Annotated in this window: 13 protein-coding genes and 2 pseudogenes; 7 read left to right on the top strand and 8 right to left on the bottom strand. The window is 56.8% G+C overall.

The features are described from left to right. The first annotated feature begins 1 nt into the window (after position 1). On the top strand, positions 2 to 679 hold the full coding sequence (locus ACP7AP_RS21110; protein WP_426037402.1) for a trypsin-like serine peptidase: 678 nt from the start codon (positions 2 to 4) through the stop codon (positions 677 to 679). 126 nt (positions 680 to 805) lie between these two features. Here ACP7AP_RS21110 and ACP7AP_RS21105 read toward each other — a convergent pair whose 3' ends face one another. Then, a complete protein-coding gene (locus ACP7AP_RS21105) occupies positions 806 to 3,481 on the bottom strand; it encodes a PKD domain-containing protein (RefSeq protein ID WP_426037414.1) in 2,676 nt (891 codons plus the stop codon). Between the two features lie 762 nt (positions 3,482 to 4,243). Between ACP7AP_RS21105 and ACP7AP_RS21100 the strand changes: the two genes are divergently transcribed. Both ACP7AP_RS21100 and ACP7AP_RS21095 read left to right on the top strand, forming a co-directional pair. Next, the gene (locus ACP7AP_RS21100) at positions 4,244 to 5,548 is read left to right on the top strand and encodes a hypothetical protein (protein WP_426037400.1); all 1,305 of its coding nucleotides are present in this window, start codon (positions 4,244 to 4,246) and stop codon (positions 5,546 to 5,548) included. 39 nt (positions 5,549 to 5,587) lie between these two features. Further along, a complete protein-coding gene (locus ACP7AP_RS21095) occupies positions 5,588 to 7,621 on the top strand; it encodes a hypothetical protein (protein ID WP_426037398.1) in 2,034 nt (677 codons plus the stop codon). Between the two features lie 53 nt (positions 7,622 to 7,674). Here the strand turns inward: ACP7AP_RS21095 and ACP7AP_RS21090 are convergent, their stop codons facing one another. Together ACP7AP_RS21090 and ACP7AP_RS21085 are read right to left on the bottom strand one after the other, a co-directional pair. Next, a complete protein-coding gene (locus tag ACP7AP_RS21090) occupies positions 7,675 to 8,748 on the bottom strand; it encodes a glycosyltransferase family 2 protein (protein ID WP_426037396.1) in 1,074 nt (357 codons plus the stop codon). Then, on the bottom strand, positions 8,745 to 10,106 hold the full coding sequence (locus tag ACP7AP_RS21085) for an O-antigen ligase family protein (RefSeq protein WP_426037394.1): 1,362 nt from the start codon (positions 10,104 to 10,106) through the stop codon (positions 8,745 to 8,747). Before ACP7AP_RS21085 ends, ACP7AP_RS21090 begins: the two co-directional genes overlap by 4 nt. A 487-nt stretch (positions 10,107 to 10,593) precedes the next feature. On the opposite strand from ACP7AP_RS21085, the gene ACP7AP_RS21080 reads away from it, so the two are divergent. Beyond that, on the top strand, positions 10,594 to 10,980 hold the full coding sequence (locus ACP7AP_RS21080; protein WP_426037392.1) for an acyltransferase: 387 nt from the start codon (positions 10,594 to 10,596) through the stop codon (positions 10,978 to 10,980). A gap of 161 nt (positions 10,981 to 11,141) precedes the next feature. Here the strand turns inward: ACP7AP_RS21080 and ACP7AP_RS21075 are convergent. Together ACP7AP_RS21075 and ACP7AP_RS21070 are read right to left on the bottom strand one after the other, a co-directional pair. Further along, positions 11,142 to 12,383, bottom strand: a pseudogene (locus ACP7AP_RS21075) (IS5 family transposase). A 256-nt stretch (positions 12,384 to 12,639) separates the two neighbouring features. Further along, a complete protein-coding gene (locus tag ACP7AP_RS21070; RefSeq protein ID WP_426037390.1) occupies positions 12,640 to 14,049 on the bottom strand; it encodes an oligosaccharide flippase family protein in 1,410 nt (469 codons plus the stop codon). Positions 14,050 to 14,289: 240 nt separating this feature from the next. Between ACP7AP_RS21070 and ACP7AP_RS21065 the strand changes: the two genes are divergently transcribed. Both ACP7AP_RS21065 and ACP7AP_RS21060 read left to right on the top strand, forming a co-directional pair. After that, the gene (locus ACP7AP_RS21065; RefSeq protein WP_426037388.1) at positions 14,290 to 15,411 is read left to right on the top strand and encodes a Coenzyme F420 hydrogenase/dehydrogenase, beta subunit C-terminal domain; all 1,122 of its coding nucleotides are present in this window, start codon (positions 14,290 to 14,292) and stop codon (positions 15,409 to 15,411) included. Positions 15,412 to 15,488: 77 nt separating this feature from the next. Next, complete coding sequence (locus ACP7AP_RS21060; protein ID WP_426037386.1) at positions 15,489 to 16,583, top strand: polysaccharide pyruvyl transferase family protein; 1,095 nt, start codon at positions 15,489 to 15,491, stop codon at positions 16,581 to 16,583. A 5-nt stretch (positions 16,584 to 16,588) separates the two neighbouring features. Here ACP7AP_RS21060 and ACP7AP_RS21055 read toward each other — a convergent pair whose 3' ends face one another. Further along, positions 16,589 to 17,545, bottom strand: coding sequence for a glycosyltransferase family 2 protein (locus ACP7AP_RS21055; RefSeq protein WP_426037384.1), 957 nt, complete (start codon positions 17,543 to 17,545; stop codon positions 16,589 to 16,591). Positions 17,546 to 18,209: 664 nt separating this feature from the next. Between ACP7AP_RS21055 and ACP7AP_RS21050 the strand changes: the two genes are divergently transcribed. Further along, on the top strand, positions 18,210 to 20,867 hold the full coding sequence (locus ACP7AP_RS21050) for an aminotransferase class III-fold pyridoxal phosphate-dependent enzyme (protein WP_426037382.1): 2,658 nt from the start codon (positions 18,210 to 18,212) through the stop codon (positions 20,865 to 20,867). A gap of 126 nt (positions 20,868 to 20,993) precedes the next feature. Here ACP7AP_RS21050 and ACP7AP_RS21045 read toward each other — a convergent pair whose 3' ends face one another. Both ACP7AP_RS21045 and ACP7AP_RS21040 read right to left on the bottom strand, forming a co-directional pair. Next, the gene (locus tag ACP7AP_RS21045) at positions 20,994 to 21,686 is read right to left on the bottom strand and encodes a VPLPA-CTERM sorting domain-containing protein (RefSeq protein WP_426037380.1); all 693 of its coding nucleotides are present in this window, start codon (positions 21,684 to 21,686) and stop codon (positions 20,994 to 20,996) included. A gap of 142 nt (positions 21,687 to 21,828) precedes the next feature. Then, positions 21,829 to 21,936 (bottom strand): annotated as a pseudogene (locus tag ACP7AP_RS21040) (IS5/IS1182 family transposase); the annotation flags it as partial.

Genomic DNA, 21,936 nt, shown 5'->3' with positions numbered 1-21,936 from the left:
CATGCGGTATCAAGCTTGGGGTCTGATACTGCTTGTGGCTATGTTGGCGGGGCTGGGTGGGGCACAGGATGCGCCGTTTGCTGTCGGGCAGATCAGCTATGGCGAAACGCTCGTGCCGGGGGCGGCCATTTGCACCGGCGCATTGGTGATGCCTGACCTGGTTCTGACAGCCGGACATTGTCTGCGGAGATTGCTAGCCGCGCCTGCAAGTGTTCGCTTTGCTACGGGCTTTGCCGACGGGCGCACTCCGACGGTGCGGCAGGGAGCGGAGGTGATCCTGTCAAGCGCGAAGGTGTCGAAAGATCGTGCAAATGATGTGGCGCTGCTGCGTCTGCAAATGCCTATAACGATTGATGTGGTGGCAGCTTTGCCTGTCGCTGATCTCGCCTCGGCGCCGAGGGTGGATGGCTTCACTCTGATCGCCTATCGCCGGGATGCACCTGACGTGTCGCAACGCCGGGATGACTGCACGCTTATAACCACACTCCCCGGCATTCTGGCGTTGTCTTGTCCGGTGATGTCGGGAAATTCCGGTGCGCCGGTGCTGGCGTGGGACGGCACCGATTGGCAGATTGTCGCTGTTATAGTAGCCTCATCATCCGGCAGTGCGGTTCAATCTCTGGCAGCGACCATCCCTCTGGATTTGCTCGCGCGGATTACGCAGTCTGTGCAGCCTTAGACGGACGGCTGAGGGTAGAGAGACAGCCCAGCGAGCAGCGTGCGACCGGCAGCAAAGCACCACGACCACACCGCTGCCTTAGACGATCCCAGTGGGGCATCGCCCTAGCCGCCTTACGCCGGTTGGTCAGATAAACTCAAAATCCGACACAGACAGGTTTTTCAACAAGATATGCTCGATTGTGATTACGTTTACACCATCATTGCCTAGATCATACACCACACTGTTGCCAACCTGAGTTGCGGCAGCCTTGAAGCCCGCAAAATCGTGAATCTCGGTGAAAGTATTAAAGCGCAGCACGTCGTGTTGGCTGGTGCTGAAGTCGGTGATGGTTTCATTTCCGAAGCCGGGGTTAAAGACGAAGACGTCCGCGCCGAGTCCACCGCTCAGGACATCGTTGCCTGCGCCGCCCGATAACCAGTCGGTGCCATTCCCTCCGTAAAGCTTGTCTGCGTCGTTGCCGCCGTCGAGCAGATCGTTGCCTAGGCCGCCGATCAACGTATCGTTGCCGACCTCGCCATAGAGCGTATCGCCGCCCTCGCTGCCGCCAGTTAGCATGTCTGCGCCGAGCCCACCGTAAAGCAGATCACCGCCGGTGCCGCCGTCGAGCGTGTCATCGCCGTCGCCGCCATAAAGCTTGTCGGCACCGAGCCCGCCCCTCAGGACGTCATTGGCATCGCCACCATAAAGCACGTCTGCGTCGTTGCCGCCGTCGAGCAGATCGTTNNNNCCGTCGAGCGTGTCATCGCCGTCGCCGCCATAAAGCTTGTCGGCACCGAGCCCGCCCCTCAGGACGTCATTGGCATCGCCACCATAAAGCACGTCTGCGTCGTTGCCGCCGTCGAGCAGATCGTTGCCTAGGCCGCCGATCAACGTATCGTTGCCGCCCTCGCCGTAGAGCGTGTCGCCGCCCTCGCTGCCGCCAGTTAGCATGTCTGCGCCGAGCCCACCGTAAAGCAGATCACCGCCGGTGCCGCCGTTGAGCGTGTCATCGCCGTCGCCGCCATAAAGCTTGTCGGCGCCGAGCCCGCCCCTCAGGACGTCATTGGCATCGCCACCAGACAGAGTGTCATTGCCGAGCCATCCGACCAAGGTGTCAGAACCAATGCTGCCCGTTAAGATTTGGTCCATCGGCTCGCCCGGAGGAGAGGGTTGCAGGACCACAGTTTCTGGCGTGTCGGGATAGTCCGTTGTATCTGTGCTGATCTTGAACGCTGTGAGGTCGCCATTGAAATTTGCCGAACCCCAAGGATTGCCGAAAGTCAGGTCGTGAAAGCCTGTCCAAGCGATGGGGCCGCTGAAAGCCACCACTCCTCGAGACGTGCCATCAACTGAGATGTTGACTGCACCATCGGCGATACGGATCCCTATGTCGTGTGACTTTCCATCGGCCAACCCACCAATATTTGTGGCAAGGGACTTGGTGATACCCGCCTTGGAGGTGATGCTAAACACCAAAGCGCCTGCGGCATTGACCGTCACCACGAAACTGCCATGCACACGGAATACCTCGCCCGAGGTTCCAACAGCGTCGGCCTTCAGCGAGAAGTTAATGTCAATTTCGTCGGTGGCCGGCAATTCACGCAGATAGATGCGTGATACCACGGCTACAGTTCCGGTGCTCCCCAGTTGCAGCCCCGCAGCCGATCCAGCAGCGGGCGTGGCAACCAAAATAGCCTGCCCTTCGTCATAAATCTCGAAACCGCCATTTGCATTAAGGGCGACAACATCAGGGCCTTCAACTGCCAGACCGAGGGTTGCGACCGAAGTTTTGCCGTCTGGCGTCCTGATCGTTAAAATTACGCCCATATCGCCACCATTGGCATAGGTATGACTGATCTTCACGCCTTCAGCCGTACTACCATCGCCAAAACTCCAAGCAACTTTGGTGCCTGCGGGCAAACCACCAAGGTCGCTGAAGCTCGCATCGAAAATGCGTGTTGCTCCGTCGCCTGCTAGAGTTGTGATGTGGAAGCGCGCTGCTAGCGCATCATCCGGCTCTGGTGCCGTTGTGCTGGAAGCGCCGGCTCCCAGCACAGCAGCAGCGCTTTCCGGAAGCAGGATGAAACCATATTGTCCGTTTACCAGCTGAAGCGAAGATGCAATGAAAGTGTTACTGTAGTAACCGGCAGCAGTAGAGTTAAAATTTTGAACGAATATATTGTCATGCTCTGAAATGTTATTTGTTATACTATTGGTGAAGGCTGGACCGGAGATGCCGGACACAATGTTCATGTAGATGGACGCATTTATCGTGCCATCTGCAAGGTAGAAGCTCGGAGCGTCGAATTGGTCCCCGCTTACTTGCAGAAAGCTGTTATGGCTGATGACAATGCCGTTCACATCTTCCAGACGCAGGCCTTGGGCGTTACCATTGTACATGACGTTGCCATCAATGGTAACATTCTGAAATCCAGCCACGTTATCATTGTTGTCCAGATATATACCCAAGACGGCCACACCAGTGCCTTGGGAGAACGTGTTGTTCAGAAAAACCAGATTTTCGCTGGGAACGGTTTGGTTGGGTTCGGTCCAGAAGTGAATGAAATCACCATGATCGCCCGCGCCACCAAATTTCCAAGGCACGATATCATGTAGGTAATTACCCTCCATGTGCACATTGTGGACATCGCTGCCTCCGACTGGAACGGTACGCACGTTACAGACCTCATTATTATTGAATTGTATGCCTTCTACGCCATCAAAGTTCACGCCTTTTCGAAATTCAGATATCTTACTATCAACAATAGAAATATCACGGCTGTTGTAAAAGGAAAGCCCATAGCCAATGGGGTAGCCCATGATGCCTTGAGAACCTTGTGCGCCAGCCGGCGAATCCGGATCGACCCCCGCCACGGCATCGCCGCCGGTGATTGTCGAGTTCCGGATGGCTATATGTGATGACCCGTCGGCCCGCAGCGCGCTGGACCATTCGAGGGTGTCAGCCGTGGGGGTGAAATCCAGGCTGATCTTGTCGAATGTTATGTTGCTTGTGGCCCAGAGCGATATCGAGTTGATGCTGGGGGGGGCGTCAGGATCATGCGCGGTGATGACGACCTCGCTTGAAAAGTCTTTGTGCTGGATCTTTACATCTCCGTAATTGCCGGACTGCAACTCAATCCTGTCACCGCCAGTCGCCTTTGAAATGGCGGCGTTCAGCTCGGCAGTGTTGGACACCAGATAAACGGCCATGAGAAGCTTCCATTCGCCTACAGCCCGTCGGCTCCCTGCCGCGTGCGAGGTCCTAGACTCAGCGCTGATCACGCCAACAGCGCGGCCAAAGTGTGTCAATTTCGAGCTAGAAGGGCGCAAAGTTGTGCATGAGAGGTTAGCGGCGCTCTAATTTGGTGCCTTGGCGCCTTGTCTGCCACGCTTGGCATGATATTCTTTTCTGATACAATTCTATTCGGGATAAGCTGAACCATGGTAAGCGTCCCCCTTGACTTTTGGCAATACAGACTATGCCAAGATGAAACATCTGACAGTCTGGCAGTGGGACCATTGTGGTTAAGCGTCGGCCCTGAGTTGCCGGTGATCAGGGTGACGGACAGTGCGGGGTTGTCGGTGGGCATTCTGCTGGGCTTCCCGATTGATTTAAACGGGCGACGTATGATCCGGGGCGCTTGGCAAGCGCCGGTGCGAGCAGAAGCTGATCTTGATGCTTTTTCGCAAGGAATGCTTAGGTCTCTAGGGGGGCGGTTTCTCTGGATCCAGACCGCTGGCGGTGAACATCGGATCTATCCGGATTGCTCCGCTCAGGTGACTTGTGTCTACGATCCGGCGGCGGGCATGGCCGGTTCGACCGCTCATGCCCTACTGGATGAAGGAGAATATGACCACCGTTTTGATAGGGCATCGTTCGACCGGCTCGGCATCGACGGCGAGGGTTGGTTCCCTGCGGGTCTGACGGCGCATCACGGTATCCATCGGCTGCTACCAAGCCATTGCCTTGATCTGAATACGTGGCAGGTGCGGCGCTTCTGGCCAGAGAGTCGTTTGCGGGTCGTGCTCGATCCCTCGGCGGCCGTTGACGAAATCATCGATATCATACGTAGACAGTTGGAGGCGGTGATCGCAGGGCCAAAGCGGCTGGCTTTGGCCCTTACAGCGGGGCGCGAGACTAGGATGCTTCTGGCCTGTGCCCGTCCATATCTGAATGATGTGGATTTTATCACCGTGTCAGGCGGCGACCGGCACGAGATTGATACGGTGATGGCGCGCCGCATCGCACGCGATATGGGGCTGAATCACGTAGGGCTGCCACGGGCAGTTGCCACAGATGCGCAACGGCAAGAGTTCATCCGGCGTGGCGGCCACTGCAATGCCGACAGCAATTCTCGCTATCACCCCAGTATTTGGCCGATTGGCCAAAGTCATATCCTGATTGGTGGGGTGGGCGGCGAGGTAGCCCGCGCTTTTTTCTGGCGTAATGGCGATACTGAGAACTCACCGGTTTCACCGCAAGTTATGGCCCACCGCTTCGGACTGCCCGTAACTGCACCACTGCTTGAAGCAATTGGCCGCTGGCAGGAAGGGCTTCCCGCAATGGATACGAGGGAGATGTTGGATCTTGCCTATCTGGAACATCGCGATGGCGCCTGGTATGCGGCACAATTTTGTTGCGATCCGACGCTGTTGCGCATCGCCCCTCTTCTGACGGTTAGGGTGGTCGAGCTAATGATGCAATTGCCCCCCAGCTGGAAGCTGACAGATCGTCTTGGCCACGCGATCATTGAGAAGCTATGGCCGGAGTTGGAGCGCTATCCTTATAACTCGCTGGGACGCTGGAAAGATATGATGGTCAAGATGCAGCGTGTGATTGCCGATCCACGGATTGTCCTGAAGAAACTGCGAAAGGTGCGGTCGTGAAACGGGTATTGTCACCCCTTGCCTTCGGGCGGGGCCGAGATGTCTAGATTTTCACGTCGTGGGCTCTTGGTTGGCTTGGCTGCTCTTGGGATTTGGCCATTATGGCCGAAGACAAGCAAGGCAGAGGCGGGCAAAGCAGCGGGGGACGGTGAGATCCGCTATGGCTGGGATCCCGACATCCAAGCGCCGACCGAAGCGTCGCTCTATGTGGCGCCGAACGGCGATGATGCCACGATAGGCAGTTTGGAACAACCGTTGCGCACGATCCAGCGCGGGGTGGATCTTCTGGCGGCGCTGCCGGGTGGCAGTCTTGCGATCCGGCAAGGCATCTACCGAGAGATGGTCAAGCTTGATGCGCTTCAGGGGCGACCCGGTGCGAACTACCGCATCCACCGCTATGGCAAGGAACGGGTGCAGATCACCGCAGCCGAGGTGCTGACCGGCTGGCAACCCTGCCCGGTCGCCGAGGCGGCGGGCTTGGGGATACCGCCCGAGGGGGTTTTTGTGGCCCGTATAGCACGTAGCCGCGTCCAGCACGGTTCGATTTTTGCCCTAAACCTGCACGAAGCGGGCCAATGGCGCAGTATCGCCACCGACCGGGCGGATATCTCTGACCTGACACGCATCGGCGATTATCACACGTTTCACCCGGCGCAGTTCGTGCTGGATGGCGCAGACCATATCACCGCAATCCGCGATCCGCGCCTTGTAGGCGTGCCCGAGACGCAGATGCGCCAGGTCAAGGTCCTGTTCTACCACGAACCGAATCTAGTAACCGGAGACCGTATTTCCGGTTTCGACCCTGCAACAGGAACAATCACTCTGTCTGACGCAAGCAGGCGGGTCCAGATAACTGACAAGAAGCGGGTGATGCGCTACTCGCTGCAGAACACCGGCACCGCGCTACGGGATGCAAACTGGATCGTGCGCGAAACCACGGCTGACGAAGTCGCCATCTATCTGCGGCCCACCGATCCGGCAAATCTGACCGATGGCATTGAGGTCTCGCTGCGGCCCACCTGCATCGATCTTGGTTCCGCGCGCGGGGTGGAGCTTGTAGGCCTTGAAGTGCTGCGTGCCGCTGGCCAGGAACGTCTTGACGGCATTTGCATCCGCCGCACCAGCGAAAGCGATGGAACCAATCAGGACCTGAGTATCCAGCACTGCCGCGTAGGTGAGAACTTCTCGGCGCGGGGGCGGGGCTATGCCGCACTCTACTTGCGCGGGGCGCGGGGCGTGACCATTCACAACACCAGCATCGGCCCCGCACACAACAGTTTCGGATTGTTCATGTCGGATTGTCGGCAGGTCGATCTGCGGTTTTTGCATATCAGCGAAGTCTCCAATTCCCCCGCGCGTTTTTATACGCTGCGCAATGCCGTGCTGGCCTTTTCGTTATTCGAGGACTGTGCCTACGACGCCCATTCCAACAAGTTCAACTTCTATGAGGGCAGCGACAATGTGCTGGTCTATGGCGTGCGAACGCGGCGGGTGGGTGGTTATGCGACCTATCAGGAAGCCAGCCGCATCCATTTCGCCTTTTGCGAGTTTGATTGTTCGGTGCGCTCGCAGAACCGGGCATTGGTGTCGCAAAACCGCAGTCCCGGAGCCGGGCAGGGCGGTGCCGACGGGAGTGGCGATCCGATGGCGGGCAGTACCTTCTACTATTGGAACAACAGCCTGCTCGCCGATGCGCGCACAGCAGACGCGGCCAATTCACTGTCATTGGGGCCGGCGGGCACATCGCAGGTTCACGCCTTCCATAACAACATCCTGCATGGTGGTGGCTTTGATGCTGCCTACCGGGAGGGTGCGGACCCGAGCCATGAGCGGCGATCACACAACCGCTATACTGGTCTCAGCTTTTGGCAGAGTGCGCGTTATGGCTGGCGCTTTGGCACGGGCGAACAGGCCCTGCACATCGGTGGGTCGCCTGGGCATCACGGTCTCGACATGCGTCCAGTGATTGACCAAGAGCTGACCCACCTTTTCCCGAGCTTCACGGATTGGAACGTTGATATCGACGGAAAATCCGTTGGCTGGGATATGGCCCCGATTGGCTGCCGGGTTTAAAGTTTGGTCGGGGCGGCGGCCGACAACCCTCTGGAGTCGCTGCCGAAGTGTTCCTAGCCCTGCTGGTGGTTTTGTAGCTGCGCTTTGAAGATGGCAGCCTTGTTCTCGAGGATATCTGACTGCACGGAAGGGGGTGGTGGCAAGTTCATTGAGGCAGTCAGCATGGCTTTGGCCTCTTCTCTGTAGCCCTTCAGGAAAAGCTGGGATGATTTTAGTAGTGACCACAGGAGTGCAATGGGAAGGCTGCGGGCGCTGAACTTCCGAATGAACATGATCCGGCTTCTGTGCTTAAAATAGGTCGAGAATGGTGACGCCGGGCGTTTTAGTGTCGCCGAGCCAATCGCGGTTCCTGCCCGGTGGTAGACAATGGCCGCGGCGCAATAGGCTAACGGCAGGTTCCCGCGCCGCATCGCCCAGTCGACTTCCTCATAATAAAGAAAGTAGTCCTCACAGAGTGGTCCGGCCTTTTCGTAAAAGGTACGGGATGCAACAAGGCTGGCACCGGTGATGAAATCAAATTTGTCTGGATTGGCCGCAGGAGTCGACTGGTGCGACGCTCCAAGATTTACGTTGCTTGTGACGCCGGTGTAGAAATTGATAGTCCCGCCATCGATCTGGATGATATCAGGTGTGGTAAGATAGATCACCCGGCTTCCCATCAGCGAAAACCCGGATGCAGGTGTCGCAGCGGTTGCAAACGCCGCCGGGGTTTGTGGTGGCACGACGCTATCCGGATTGAGTATCCAGAAACGATCAAGCTGGCCCTGTTTTGCCAAATAGGCGAGACCACGGTTCACGCCCGCAGCAAAGCCAGCATTTACCTCTGCTTCGATCAGAATGATGTGATGATCTGCCACGCCGATTGGCAGCGGGAGATCGGGGTTCCACAGAGGGATCGGTTTTGGAGTCGGGGTCAGGTCAAAGGGAATGTCTGCCGACAGAGGATCCAAGACAAGACCGGCCGCCCACTTGCGCAATAACGGCACGGTGTCATCGGTCGAGCCGTTGTCGACGATGACAATAGTCAGCTCCACATCTTGCGCCGCCAACAGGCTTTCGATGCAGTCGAGGATGACATCGGCGGAGTTGAAGGTAACTATAACCACACCAAGACAGGAGAGGGTCATGCCGCATCTCTCGTAGAGGTGGTCGGGCTTTGCCGAACATTTGAAAAGCGGGTGTAGGGAGATCGCCGACGGCCCTGAGTGGATTCCACTCCGGCCTGATTCGCGGAAGCGGAAGAGTCGTTCGGCTCAACCGCTATAAGCCACATGCCTGCACCAAACATAAAAAATACGAAAGAATAGATGTTCGTCCAGATATGAACAGTGCTCAGCGTGAAAGACAGGCCGAGGAAGGTGAAGATCCACGCCCGCCGAATCTGAGCTAGTACGATATCGGTGCTAAAATCGCGGCGCAGGATGCGAAAGACGGCCAATGCGTAGCCAGTAGCAAGCAGTAGAAAACCTGGGATGCCGTAGCGCACTGCCATTACAAGCCAGAAATTATCCATGCTGCCCGATGTCATGTAAGAGGGCCGTACCCAATCGTTCATGCCAATTCCGACAAATGGACTGCCCCAAACATTTTTCATCCCCCAGTCGAAGATGATCGCACGCCAATAGGCGTTGTGGGCCGAAAATGTGGCGTAAGTCATGAACACCTTCATCGGCGTTCGATTGGAAACTAGGTCGACAAGTACATACGCGACGGCAAAAAGCCCGATCAGTAGCCACCATCGGCCATCAAATTTGGCGAATATTGCAGCCCATAAGATCAGAAATGCCTGCAGGATAATTGCCAGCAATGCACCGCTTGAAAGCGCTAGCAGACCGCTGAAAGCGATGATGGTACTGCTGATGTATCGCCAAGCCGTGTTAGTGACATCCTTCATAGCTACAAAGGCCAGCGAGAAGGCCACCGAACAAAAAAGCCCGTAATGGATGGGATGGGCAAAGACAGCTTGCACCCTCTCCAGGCCCATGCGGCCTTCGATGCTCACTATCCCAACAGAGGTCAGGCCGGGCAATTTCCTCAGAAGTTCGATCAGGATCGGGCTTCCAGTTTTCGCCTCGTAGATTGCGAGGGGGGTGGTGATGCAAACGATGATGACCAGCCATTTGGCGAGGGAAATGAAAGATTCTGGCGTTCGAATATAGGCGCGGGCCAGAAGATAGCCGCCTATGAATTCGACACCGACCGAACCCATTTGCTGCACGACCTGCGAAGGATTGTTCACGGCAAGGGCGACGGTTGCCCAGAGTATATGCAAGAAAAACAGAATGTCCGTGGCAAATACACGCCCGAGGCCGCCGGAAACCAAACGCATTGCCAAGGGGATCACCATCAGCAACAAGAAAAGCCGTAGCGTCGTCATGGCAAGAGGACCGACATTGAAACCAATTGGAACCACAACACAAAGCAGGTAGATGACCACCGGTACCGGCAGGCGCGTGTGCTGCAGAGCGGGAAATACTCCTGTCATCTTGTGAGTATCCGCAGAAAAGCCAGGCGCTGGCCGCAGATCACGGGGTTCTGTCACTACCAATGTCGTCTTAGGTCCATTTTCCATCGCTACAATGGCCTAGCATTAGCCCATTTTGCGGAAGAAAGCCAACCTTCTCCGCAAATGATCGTCTATCTATTGCTGAATGTTGCAAGCCGATTGTGATGCGGAATATCTCGGCAGGGCTATGCTGACCCAGCGGTAGCGATACGGCATAGCCTGCGGGCATGCCGATGTAGTCCAAAAGAATCCCGTCCTGTCATATACATCCACAACGCCGCTAGCCTTGCCGGTGCAGAAGGCTCAAGCTACAGTCACCTCGTGTATGTCGCTATCTCAGGGAGCCATCGTGCCTGACCATCCAGTTGCTCCCACAAAGGCGAAACGACGCGGGCTCAATCGCCTTAAGGGGGTGCGCAAACTATTGGTAACTGCGCGCAGGTTCTGGCTGACCCGGGTCTGGGGCATGGACATAGATCCTACCGCACAATTTTCCTTGTCGGCAAAATTTGATCATACCTTCCCGATCGGCGTACATGTTGGCCCAAAAACCTATGTGGCGTTCGAAGCACGAATTCTGACCCACGACATGACGCGCGGCCTTTATTTGCACACGCGTGTCGGCGCCAACTGCTTTATCGGCGGACGCAGCCTGATCCTTCCAGGGGTGGAGATTGGTGACAACTGTGTGGTTGGGGCAGGATCGGTCGTCACAAAATCAGTGCCACCCCAATCGCTTGTGGCGGGCAATCCCGCTCGAATCCTACGTGAAGGCATCAAGGTTGGCGATTTTGGACGCTTCCGCGATGCTGATGCCACCGAGGCCGCTTTGGCAATGGCTGGGCTTACCTGATCAGGCCTGATTTCCCAGAGCCCTAGGGTCAGGCGAAAAGATCGTCAAATGGCGGGTTTTCGATTAGCGCGACAATATCCTTTTCCCACCAGCGGCTTGCCTCGATATGGGCGATGCGGTCTGCGGCAAAGCGCATACGTAGTTGGCCTTGAACAATTCATTCAGGCCGATGTGACATGCTGATCCTGGCGTCCTGGGTGGTCGTCTGCATTCAGAATGGCGGCGACAATCCAGGCAAACCAAGCCCTGAGGTGGGCCAGGATCTTGCGGATGTTGTGGCCGCAGGCGCAGAGTGCGGCAAAGAGAGCGTCGCCGACGGTGCCTTTCAACGGGCATCTCGACAAGCGGCCGTCGGTTTTCATGTGGCCGATTGCCGCTTCGATGGCACTTCGGCGACGGAGATCCGCGATCAACTTTGGCGTCAAACCGCGTCTTGTGCCGCTGATCAGCACGCGGGTCTTTGCTTCGCCGTGACCGCGATACCCGCGGTCGACGACGGCCAGATCGGGACGCTGGTCGGTCAGGATCGCCACCTGTTCCAGCGCCTCCTTCAGGGTGTGGCCGTCGTAGGGGTTACCCGGAAAGCTGCGCATGCCGACCACGAAGCCCTCGTCCAGCGTGGTGGCGACACTGACCTTGCAGCCGAATTCATAGCGGACGCGCGCCTTGCCCTTGGAGATGCAATCCAACCCCGGACTCGTGCAGGGCATAGATCTTGTCCGCCCCCTTGGGCTGTTGGTGTAGCCTTTAATCTTTTTCAATGCCTTGCGCATGCGCTTGAACTGCTTGGCATGGGCGTAGCGGCCAACCTGCAGCGCGACCCTGGGAGCAAGGCGCGCGTAGGATTGTAGCAACTCCACCCCGGCCTCCTGCGCCAGGTCGACCAGTTGATCCCGCGCCAGCTCATAGATCCGGGCGTCCGTGGGATACGCGATATTCTTCTCCATCACGGTCGTGTCCACCGCCACGCGCTTGACGCTGTCCTCGTCGATGGCACCGGACTTCCGCCCGACCCGAATGGTCTGGCTCAGAAGCCATTCGACGCCTTCCTCACCAATGCGACCACGCCAACGGGTCAGCGGGGATGGGTCAATCGGCAGACGGTGCTGGAAAAAGGTTTCGCCGGTGAGGTGCTGATAATACGGGTTCTCGACCCAACGCGCGACCACCGCCTCATCCGACAGCCAGTAAGCGTGCTGGAGATAAAGCAGCCCCGCCACCAAGCGCGGCTCTGTCGCTGGCCGCCCCTTTCCGGACGGAAAGAAGCCGCCCCATTCGCGCTCAAACACCTCCCAGTCGATCAGCTCCGCCAATTTCACCAGTTCATGCCGCGGGTCGATCATGTCGATCAGCCGAGGACGCAGCAGGTCATTCTGTTCCGGAGGGCGCGGGCGATGTTTCATGGGCAAAACCAAAATTGCAGGGTTCTGAATGAAATCATACAAAACCCTGCAGGCGATGGCGGGAAAAACAGCAGCGTTTCAGCGTAAAATCAATGAGATGGGTGTTGTTCACGGCGAACTACTTCGAGGCCAACGTTGTAGAAGCTGGATGCATATTGGGAGTCCAGCCGATGGGTCGCGATGCCATACGATCAGGCCAGTCACCCTAATACCAAACGCCGTGCTTTTGGCACGGTGGCAGGACTGTTCGACACTGTTATATTTTGGCGCGGCCGAAGAAAGATTTACGCAAAGTCTTCATGCTGACAACAAGTGCTGCCAAGATCGCCGCCAACAGAAGCAACATGTTCAATTGAGAAAGACCACCCCATGGCAGAACACCGTTAGCGGCTGCGACAGTCAAAAATAGTGCTGTCAACGACAACTGGCCCCGCAATGGCATCAGTTTTACTTCTGCGCGACCACCCAGCATCAAAAGTGACATGACGAACCCGCACAACTCACCTACAATTCCCACCCAGATGAGCCCCACAAGAGTACCTCCGGTAGACACCATCCACCATGCTACAGGCAGGCTGGCCACGCGGAACAAATTGGCTACCATAGCATTGCTGGTTTGACGTCGCGCCAGCGCTACAACCGACCCTCCTCCTTTGAAAACCCGCAATGCCTGCATCACTGCCATCAGTGTGAGAATTGGCACTAGGGCCCCGTATTTGGCCCCCAGTAACAGGTGTACAAACGGCTCTCCCACCAAGACTGTTACAAAAACCAGCAGTACTCCATTCAGCAGATTGGCCTCAATCGCCCCAATGGCCAACAAATTAAAGCGTTGGACCGCGTCGGGTGTCCCGTCATAGTCCAGCCTTGACAGGAGTGGCAGGAAGAAATTCTGCACTGATTTTGTCAAAACCAGCGTCGGTGTTAGTGTCAGGGTGACGCCCATGGCGAAGATGGCCAGTGTTTCCATCCCCAGTGTTCGCCCGACGATCAACCTGTCACCGTTGAAGACCATGAACATCAGGATGCCATTGACTAAAAGCGGCCAGCCAAACCGAATAGACTGTCTCATCAGTCTGCGATCCATTTCTAACCGGTAGGGACGCTGCGCTACGATATGGGAAGTAATTGTTGTCACCAGCGCTTGAATGAGAACAGCATAAAGCATCACTCGCCAGTCGCCAAACCAATGACTTAATGGCCAAACCGCCAGAACCGAAACAAGGGCTGGTAAGATGCCGGTCACAATCATCGGGCCAAAGACCATCGTTCGGTTCAGCCGATGGATATCGAAATGCCCCAACGCATTCAGCAGGGGCACCACCGCCATTATTTGATAGGCCCAAGTAGCTTCAGGAATTTCAAAAAACTGGGCCAGCGGGATTGAAATTGCGAACATTACAAGGCTTGAGATTGACCCGCGCAACACCTGAAACCCCTGCAGCGCTGCCTGAAATTTAGGGTCGTCCCCCTCTTTTGCCTGCACAATCTGCTGTTGCAGTCCAAAGGTAGACATCATCTCGACGATGGACATGGCGATTGCGAAGGTGGCGGCCACCCCGAAATCCGCAACCGGGATTAGCCGGGCGATGATCAGATTGCGTACGAGTAGCAAAAGCGATGCAAAGGCGTTACCAGAGAAGATCAGAAATGCGGTACGGATCAAGATTGATTTCCTGGCTAACACCTAATGTGTGCTTGTTCAGGGTTATGATTGACGGGTCAAGACGAAATACGCATTTGGATTATTTGACAAATGAGGGCGGCGGCGACATACAGCCTCACCACTAGGAGAGGTTTTTTGTCACAAGTTTTGCGCGCCCAACCACCGCTTAACCGCGTTGCCCGTGGCAATCTGTGTGCCGGATGCGGGGCTTGTGCAGGGTTATTTCCTGCTAAGATCAAGATGGTTGTCGCCGCGCCGGGTTTCTTGCGCCCACAGCAGGTGGCACCACTGACGCCCGACGATGATGCGACCATCGCGGCTATCTGCCCGGGATTGGGCGAGCGGGTAACCGCTGAAGGGCGGACGGATTCTGTCTTGTGGGGCCCCTATGTCGAGATGCAGACAGGTTGGGCCACTGACCCAGAAGTGCGATTTGCGGGGTCTTCGGGTGGCGTGCTGTCGGCCATTCTACAATATTTACTTGCGGCAGATCATGTCGATGCGGTGATTCAGACTACGGCATCACCAGATCTGGCGATTGGCAATGCCACGGTGGTAAGTGCCGACCCGGCTGCCGTCTTGTTTGCAGCCGGGTCACGCTATGCACCCTCTGCCCCCCTCGCGCACCTGACCGCGATGGTTGCAGAGGGGAAGCGGTTTGCCTTCGTGGGAAAACCTTGCGATGCGGCGGCCCTGCGTGCCCTATGCGGGCGTGACCGAAAAGTTGCCGCAGCCTTTCCGGTGATCCTGTCCTTTTTCTGTGCAGGCGTTCCATCGCATGCCGGGGGAAAGGCGGTCTTGGCAGCACTTGGCACCGATCTGGATCAGACGGAACGGTTCCGCTTTCGCGGCAATGGTTGGCCAGGCAGGGCAGTGGCCTTGCTCAAGGATGGAACCGAGCGGTCGATGAGTTACCATGACAGTTGGGGCAAGATACTGACAAATTATATCCAGCATCGCTGCAAGATTTGTGCTGATGGCAGTGGAATGGCCGCAGATATCGTCTGCGCAGACGCTTGGGAAAGCGATGATGCTGGCTATCCGCTTTTTGAAGAGGCTCCCGGAAGCAGTTTGATCGTTGCCCGTACAGTCCTTGGAGCCGCACTAATCGCAGCGACTGAGGCCCATGGTCATATAGAAACAGCTGCTTTCGATGTGTCCCAGCTTGCCGCCATGCAGCCTGGACAGCGATGGCGTCGTGGTGTTGTTCTGTCTCGACTCGCGGCGTTACGGCTGTTGCGGCGCCCTGTCCCACGTTATGATGGACTGCATCTATGGGCTGCGGCCCGGCAGAACTCTCTATCGCAGAACTTGAAGAATTTTCTTGGCATGCTGCGCCGCATCTTGAGGCCGTCCAGATGACATCTAAGCGTCCCCTTCGTATCTGCCTCATCATGCACTCGACTCGTTCCGATAACCTTGGGGTGGGCGCGTTGACTGTGTCCGACGTGGCTATCCTGCGTGATATAGCCCGCACCATTAACCGTGCCATCAAGATCACTGTGATGGATTGGAAAGATCCTCGTCCACCCTATGTAAGAGGGTCAGACATTCGCATCGTCGATCTGGACGGCAAAACCATGCTGAACCCCTTCGGCTATTTTGCGCAGGCGCTTCGGTCTGATATGGTAATTGACATCGGCGGTGGCGACAGCTTTGCCGATATCTATGGGGGGCGTCGGCTGCGGCGCATGTTCATCCTGAAATACCTGACCCATCTGGCGGGCACGCCGTTGGTGATGGCGCCCCAAACCATTGGTCCTTTCACCAAGCCTGTGTCGCGTTTTCTGGCCCGGCTCTCAATGCGGCTCTGTGCGGTAGTGGCAACCCGCGACACCCTGTCTACGGCGGCTGCACGCGAGATGGGTGTGACGCGGCCCATCATCGAGGCTTCGGACGTGGCGCTGCGCCTGCAATTCGATCAGCCATCACCACGCGCAGGCGGGCCTGTTCGCGTGGGGCTGAACGTGTCTGGGCTTTTGATGGGAGGCGGCTACACCGGGCATAACGAATTTGCATTGAAATCAGACTACCCGGTCTTGGTCCGTGATATTATCCGGTTTTTTCAAGGTCGTGGCTGTGAGGTGCATCTTGTGCCGCATGTGATTGTGGCAACCGGGGCAATGGTTGGCGAAGACGACATGCGCGCCAGTATGATGCTGGCGGCAGAATTTCCTGGCACTGTTCTTGCACCGTCCTTTAAAACTCCGTCTGAGGCGAAAAGCTACATCGCAAGTATGGACTTCTTTTTGGGTGCGCGGATGCATGCCTGTGTTGCCGCCTTTTCCACCGGGGTGCCAGTTGTTCCCATGGCGTATTCGCGCAAATTCGTGGGACTTTTCGGCTCTATCGGCTATGATCGTACAGTTGATTGCACCGCAGAGACCGCCGCGGCTATCCTGAGCAAGGTCACTAAGGCATTTGATGACCGTTCCACACTGGCGACAGAGGCGACCATGGCGTTGCAGCGCGGAACCGCCAAGTTGGCCGCCTATGAGGATGCATTGAAAAAGCTGATGATCAGCCTGCGGTGATGGCGTCACTGCGCGGGAGGGCGGTTCCATTTTCCGGACATCTTCTCGGGGTCCTTACCGACAAGAATCCATGCCATGATCCCTGCGCGATAGCAGCGGATGCGCAGCAGGGACAGGAAGGCCAGAACTCTGTCGCGTGGCCCTATGATACGATCTGACAGCAGAATGCGCGGAATGTCCGTAAGGGGTGAGGCCCCCATGACCAGTGTCTTGGCCACCCACTTCAATTGCCCCGGCAGAGATTTTCGCGCCTCGGCATAGTCATGCGCGGTCTGCCGATCCCATTTGCGGAACAGATCGCTGAAACTGGTTCTTGCCGGGTGATAGACCTTCATTCCTGCCACATAGCGGATGCGGTATCCCTTGGACGTCGCACGGCGACCCCAATCACGATCTTCGGCAACGTCGATGCCGGCGAAAGCACCAACGTCTGTTAACACCGTGCGGCGCACCACCAGATTGCCGGTGCCGGTAAAGCCTTCACGGGCGATGTAGCGGTCCATGCGGTAGGCATAGATGCTTTCATAGGCCTCCAACATGGTGAGATGATCAGGATCGGCATAGGCGATGCGCACGTCGCCTCCAAGGATCGTGGTGGCAGGGTCTGACATGGCGGTTTTGGCCGCAGCCAGCCAATCCGGTGCGGCGATGCAATCCGCGTCGATGAAGGCGAGGATGTCCCCGCTCGAGGCAATAACACCTTTGTTGCGCGCGGGGCCAGGCCCGGGGGTCAGTTCTTGCAATAACTGCACGCCAGGATAGGCGGTGCAGATTGCTATGGGCAGTGTGGCTGATCCGTTATCCACCACGATGATCTCATCTGCTTGGTGCTGCCCGTGAGCCAAAGAGGCCAGGCAGCGGCCCAGCATTTCAGGCTGATTCAAGTGGGGGATAACGACGGAAATGTGGGTCTTGCTCGCACCACTGGAGCCTATCAATGTCGTTGATCCAAAATGGCGCATGCTGATCTCCCTTCGTGCTCCCAGCTTAAGCGGGAAAAACGGCAGTGTTGTGGCCGCAGTCGGGTGCCACGTCTGCAAGTACCCACAGACATGAATAAACAAAACCACCAGGACCGCGCAAGCTGCGACCGTATCGAATGGAAGCTTTAAGGCTCCGGATGCTCGGGGCAATTTCACTACTTGACGCTGGGGAGGGGGTGGGCCGTTCCATTGGTAGATTGGCTATCGATGGCTTGGAGGGCAAATGCGTACATTTACCGTAGGTTACCGCCGAAATGCCGAGATGCGACGTGGGACAGCATCGCCATGGATTGTCTGGGCTTCGAAGTCAGCGAGATATATTATCGCTACAACACGAGCGGCAATACCTGTGCTTATAGTGTCGCGTCGATTGCGTCGTGAGCGCATTCTTGCCACATTTTTCTGTTTTCTTCGTCCTACGGGCAGGAACTTGCCGGGAAAAACATCAGTGGTGTCTCGCTGGTTGCCTTGGATGGAAGTTTCTTCCAGAGAGAGTCGATGAAATTTCTTTAAAACGTACCAGATGTCGGGTGGTTCCCAAAATACCCAGACCTCACTGTAAAAATAACGTGATCCTGTTTCTGAACAGCACCTGAAGGCACGGCCGGTATTGGCGGGGCCTGGACCAGAGGACCGGTAACATATGACCAATTCGATCTATTCACTTAATCCGGCACGCAGAGAACTGCTGGAGATGTTTGCGCTTGATGTCGAGATGACTCGCGGTTCGGGATTTTCTCTTTGGGATGCGGATGGCCGGGAATACCTCGACTTCCTATCCCAATACGGCGCGCTTCCGTTCGGCCACAACCCGCCAGAGATTTGGGAGGCTCTCAATGTGGCGCAGCGCAACGACGTCCCCGTGATGCTCCAGCCTCTGCGCTCGCCCGACGCCGAGCGCTTGGCCGCGCGGCTTGCCGAGATCACTCCGGGTGATCTGTTGATCACGACGTTCACCAACAGCGGTGCCGAAACTGTCGAAGCTGCGATCAAACTTGCACGTATGCGCACCGGTCGAAGCGAAATCCTGTCCACTGTCAACGGTTTTCACGGCAAGACGCTCGGCGCGCTCTCTGCCACAGGCAAGGCCATTTATCAAGATGGGTTCGGTGCGCCGGTTGAAGGCTTTCGGTCCATACCTTATGGCGACCTTGAGGCACTGCGCGCCGCGTTTGTTGCCGGAAACGGGAAAATTGCTGCATTTATTGTCGAGCCTATTCAAGGCGAGGGCGGCGTTGTTTGCCCCCCTGAAGGCTACATAGATGGCGTAATCGCGCTTTGCCGCGAATACGACGTTCTGTCGATTCTGGATGAAATCCAAACGGGGCTCGGACGAACAGGTGCGTTATTCGCCTGTTCAGATGGCAATGAGGTTCCGGATATGTTGCTGCTATCTAAGGCCCTTGGCGGCGGCATGATGCCGATTGGCGCCTGCGTGGTGCGGCCGTCGGCATGGGACGACCGCTTCGGACGCCTGCACAGTTCGACCTTTGCCGGCAATGGGCTGTCCTGCAGAGCCGCGCTAGCGACGCTTGATCTGCTGCTCCATGACGACCAAGCGCTGATCCACCGTGTTGCCAAGACCGGCACCTACTTGCGCGCACGGCTTGAAGCGCTTCAAGCCGCCTATCCGTCGGTCATTCGTGAGGTCCGTGGTCGGGGCTACATGCTCGGCCTTGAATTTCAGAGATATGATAACCGGCCGGATTCCGCGCTTATGGCTTTCGCCAGCATCAACGGCGGTGTAACGCCTCTGATCAGTTCGTATCTGCTTAACAAACACCAAGTCCTCACGGCGCCGTTGTTCAATGACACCCATGTGATCCGGCTGCAGCCGCCGCTGATCGTCGGTCGTGCGGAGATTGATTGCGCCGTCGCGGCATTGCAGGATCTCTGCGAAGTGCTCGTATCGAATGATTATTACCGCTTGGTCAAACATCTTGTGGCAAAACCACTTGCTGCACGAGGAAATGCGCCTCCACAGCAGCCCTCACAGGCCGTCGCGGCACAAAGCGCACCGGCGGTGCCGGGTCATTTCGCCTTTCTGATCCATTATACCGAGGAAGAGGACATCTTCCGTTCCGATCCGTCGTTCCGTCAGTTCAGCGATGCTGAACTTGCGAACTGGTCCGAGTGGGTCAAGCAGTTCGGTCCGGGATTTGCGCGGCGCGTTCCTGTGGTCAGATCGAATACCGGCGCGACCGCCGAGGGTTGGATCATGTCGGTGCCCATGCTGCCCACAGATATGCGGGGCGGTGGTCGGAAAGTCGCGGCGCAAATGATCCGCGAGGCCGTCGACATGGCAGGCGGCGACGGCGCAAGCCGCGTTGGCCTTGGCGCTTTCACCTCGATCGTCACCCGTGGCGGCGAAATGGTGACCGACCGTGGCGTGCCAATTACCAGCGGCAACACGCTGACCACCGTTTCGGCGGTAAAAGGGATCGAATCGATGGCGCGTAAAAGCGGCATCAATATTCGCGATGCGCATGTTGTCGTGGTCGGCGCCTCGGGCGCGATCGGCCGCTTGGCGTCTTTAATGCTGGCGCGCCGGGCCGGACGGCTAACGCTGGTGGGCAATGCTGCCAATCCGTTTTCACCCCGCCTGCTTTCGCGGGTGGCTGACGAGATTTGCGAAATGCTGACGTCCGGCCGGGGGGATGTGATAATTCCTCCGGGTGCACTGCGTATGGGTGTTTCTACAGCAATTCGGCCGCGTAATGCCCACGACGCCAGTTGCAAAGGTTTAGCCGAGCGCGTTCGCATGGTATGGCGCGGGTACGGTGAAAAGTGCCCGTTAAACTGGAACGTCCCGCTCGACGATGCCTTGGAAGACGCCGACATTGTGCTTATCGCGACCAGTTCTGATGTGGCACTTATCAATCCTGATAGGCTGAAACCTGGCACTCTGGTTTGCGATGTCGCACGGCCGCGCAATGTGGCGCAGGCCACAAACAGTTTCGGCGAGGTGCTGGTGTTTGATGGAGGTCTGATCAAGCCGCCTTTCGACATCGACTTAGGGCCATTCCAGACCTTGCCGGGCAACCTCTGCTGGGGTTGTTTGGGCGAGACTTTGCTGCTATCGCTCGCCGGTGAAATGCGCGATTATAGCATAGGATCGCAGTTGCCCTTGGCTGACGCCGACTATATCGCCGCGCTTGCTGAGATCCATGGCTTTGAGCCGGCCCCGGCCCAATGGTATGGAAGTGAGCTGAGTGACCTTGAAATCGCCAAGTTTACGGCTTGCGTGGCAGATCAACAATCGCAAACGGGAATGAAGTTGGTCAAAGCTGCAATGCAATAACCTGCATAAAATGCAGCGGGCACGAACGGTGAGTGCTGCCGAACGAGAAAAATGAAATGAAAAGTGGGCGCCAAACGGCGCCCACTTTCATTGATGTCACAAATCGACGTAACTCCGTCGACTTGGTCAGACGCGCGCTCTACGACGCAACGCTGCTAAACCACCGAGGCCCGCAAGCAGCAAAAGCCCACCCGCTGGCAGTGGCACAGCGCTGATGCTGATAGAATTCAGAGAGCCGTCCACCCTTGGGACCGGGCCAAAGCGCGGAACATTGGTAGTGTCGATCATGAAGGATAGAGTTGAAAGATTGTTGAAATCCGCCATGCCGTCGAACTGTGAAAAGAACAAAGTCGGGTCGAAGCCAGCTGACAGCACCTCTTCGTACATGCTGACATTCCCAAACGTGTCCACGGCGGTCGCCAAGAAATTGGCGACATTATCGAAAACACCTACGTCGAAGAAGAAGAACGGGTTCGCTCCGCTCGAGATGTCTCCCACATTGGTATAGGTTACTGTACCACTGCCCGTAGCCTTATCATTATTGGAAAAGGACAGTGATCCTCCGACTGCTTCCAGAGTCGTGCCGGCAGTGGGATTGCCGCCATTCGTCGTATTTTCAGCAGTCAAAGTCCGGGTGCCAGCCCCGAACGCAATCGAGTTTGAATTGGTAGAACCAGGATAGGGTTGATCCACCGTAAGCTGGTTATCGTTGAAGTCATCAAAGACGATCGTCGCGGCAAATGCTTGTACGGAAGTCAGCAGCATTGCTGCTGAAGTTGCCAAGCCAAATGCACTAAGTCTCATTGCAGTAAGTCTCATTGTTGCACTCCTTTGTTGGTCGAAGTCGAGCGAAGAAGCCGCTCGACTTACACAACTCGCGAGCTGCACAAAAGTTTCCGACAATACCGGCTCTGTTGCACAAATCAGCCTGAGGTCGAGTTTTTCCTTCTGCTGGACAGAGTCATCCCACACGTTGAGTTTGCGGCGTTCCAAGTGCCGTAAATCGGTTCAGGATCGCCGCCCTGATCTGCAACTCCGCCACCTGCCGCTCGAAGTCGCGCGCCATAAC

Origin of the sequence: Cypionkella sp. TWP1-2-1b2 (assembly GCF_049896245.1) — a bacterium.
GTDB lineage: Bacteria > Pseudomonadota > Alphaproteobacteria > Rhodobacterales > Rhodobacteraceae > Cypionkella.
This window is presented reverse-complemented; position numbering and strand designations above follow the sequence as displayed.

Bases quoted from the DNA above. Each gene is read 5' to 3' on its own strand.
- ACP7AP_RS21110 (WP_426037402.1), top strand. From the start codon at position 2: ATGCGGTATCAAGCTTGGGGTCTGATACTGCTTGTGGCTATGTTGGCG.
- ACP7AP_RS21095 (WP_426037398.1), top strand. From the start codon at position 5,588: ATGTCTAGATTTTCACGTCGTGGGCTCTTGGTTGGCTTGGCTGCTCTT.
- ACP7AP_RS21090 (WP_426037396.1), bottom strand. From the start codon at position 8,748: ATGACCCTCTCCTGTCTTGGTGTGGTTATAGTTACCTTCAACTCCGCC.
- ACP7AP_RS21085 (WP_426037394.1), bottom strand. From the start codon at position 10,106: ATGACAGGAGTATTTCCCGCTCTGCAGCACACGCGCCTGCCGGTACCG.
- ACP7AP_RS21080 (WP_426037392.1), top strand. From the start codon at position 10,594: ATGGACATAGATCCTACCGCACAATTTTCCTTGTCGGCAAAATTTGAT.
- ACP7AP_RS21065 (WP_426037388.1), top strand. From the start codon at position 14,290: ATGGTTGTCGCCGCGCCGGGTTTCTTGCGCCCACAGCAGGTGGCACCA.
- ACP7AP_RS21055 (WP_426037384.1), bottom strand. From the start codon at position 17,545: ATGCGCCATTTTGGATCAACGACATTGATAGGCTCCAGTGGTGCGAGC.
- ACP7AP_RS21050 (WP_426037382.1), top strand. From the start codon at position 18,210: ATGACCAATTCGATCTATTCACTTAATCCGGCACGCAGAGAACTGCTG.
- ACP7AP_RS21045 (WP_426037380.1), bottom strand. From the start codon at position 21,686: ATGAGACTTACTGCAATGAGACTTAGTGCATTTGGCTTGGCAACTTCA.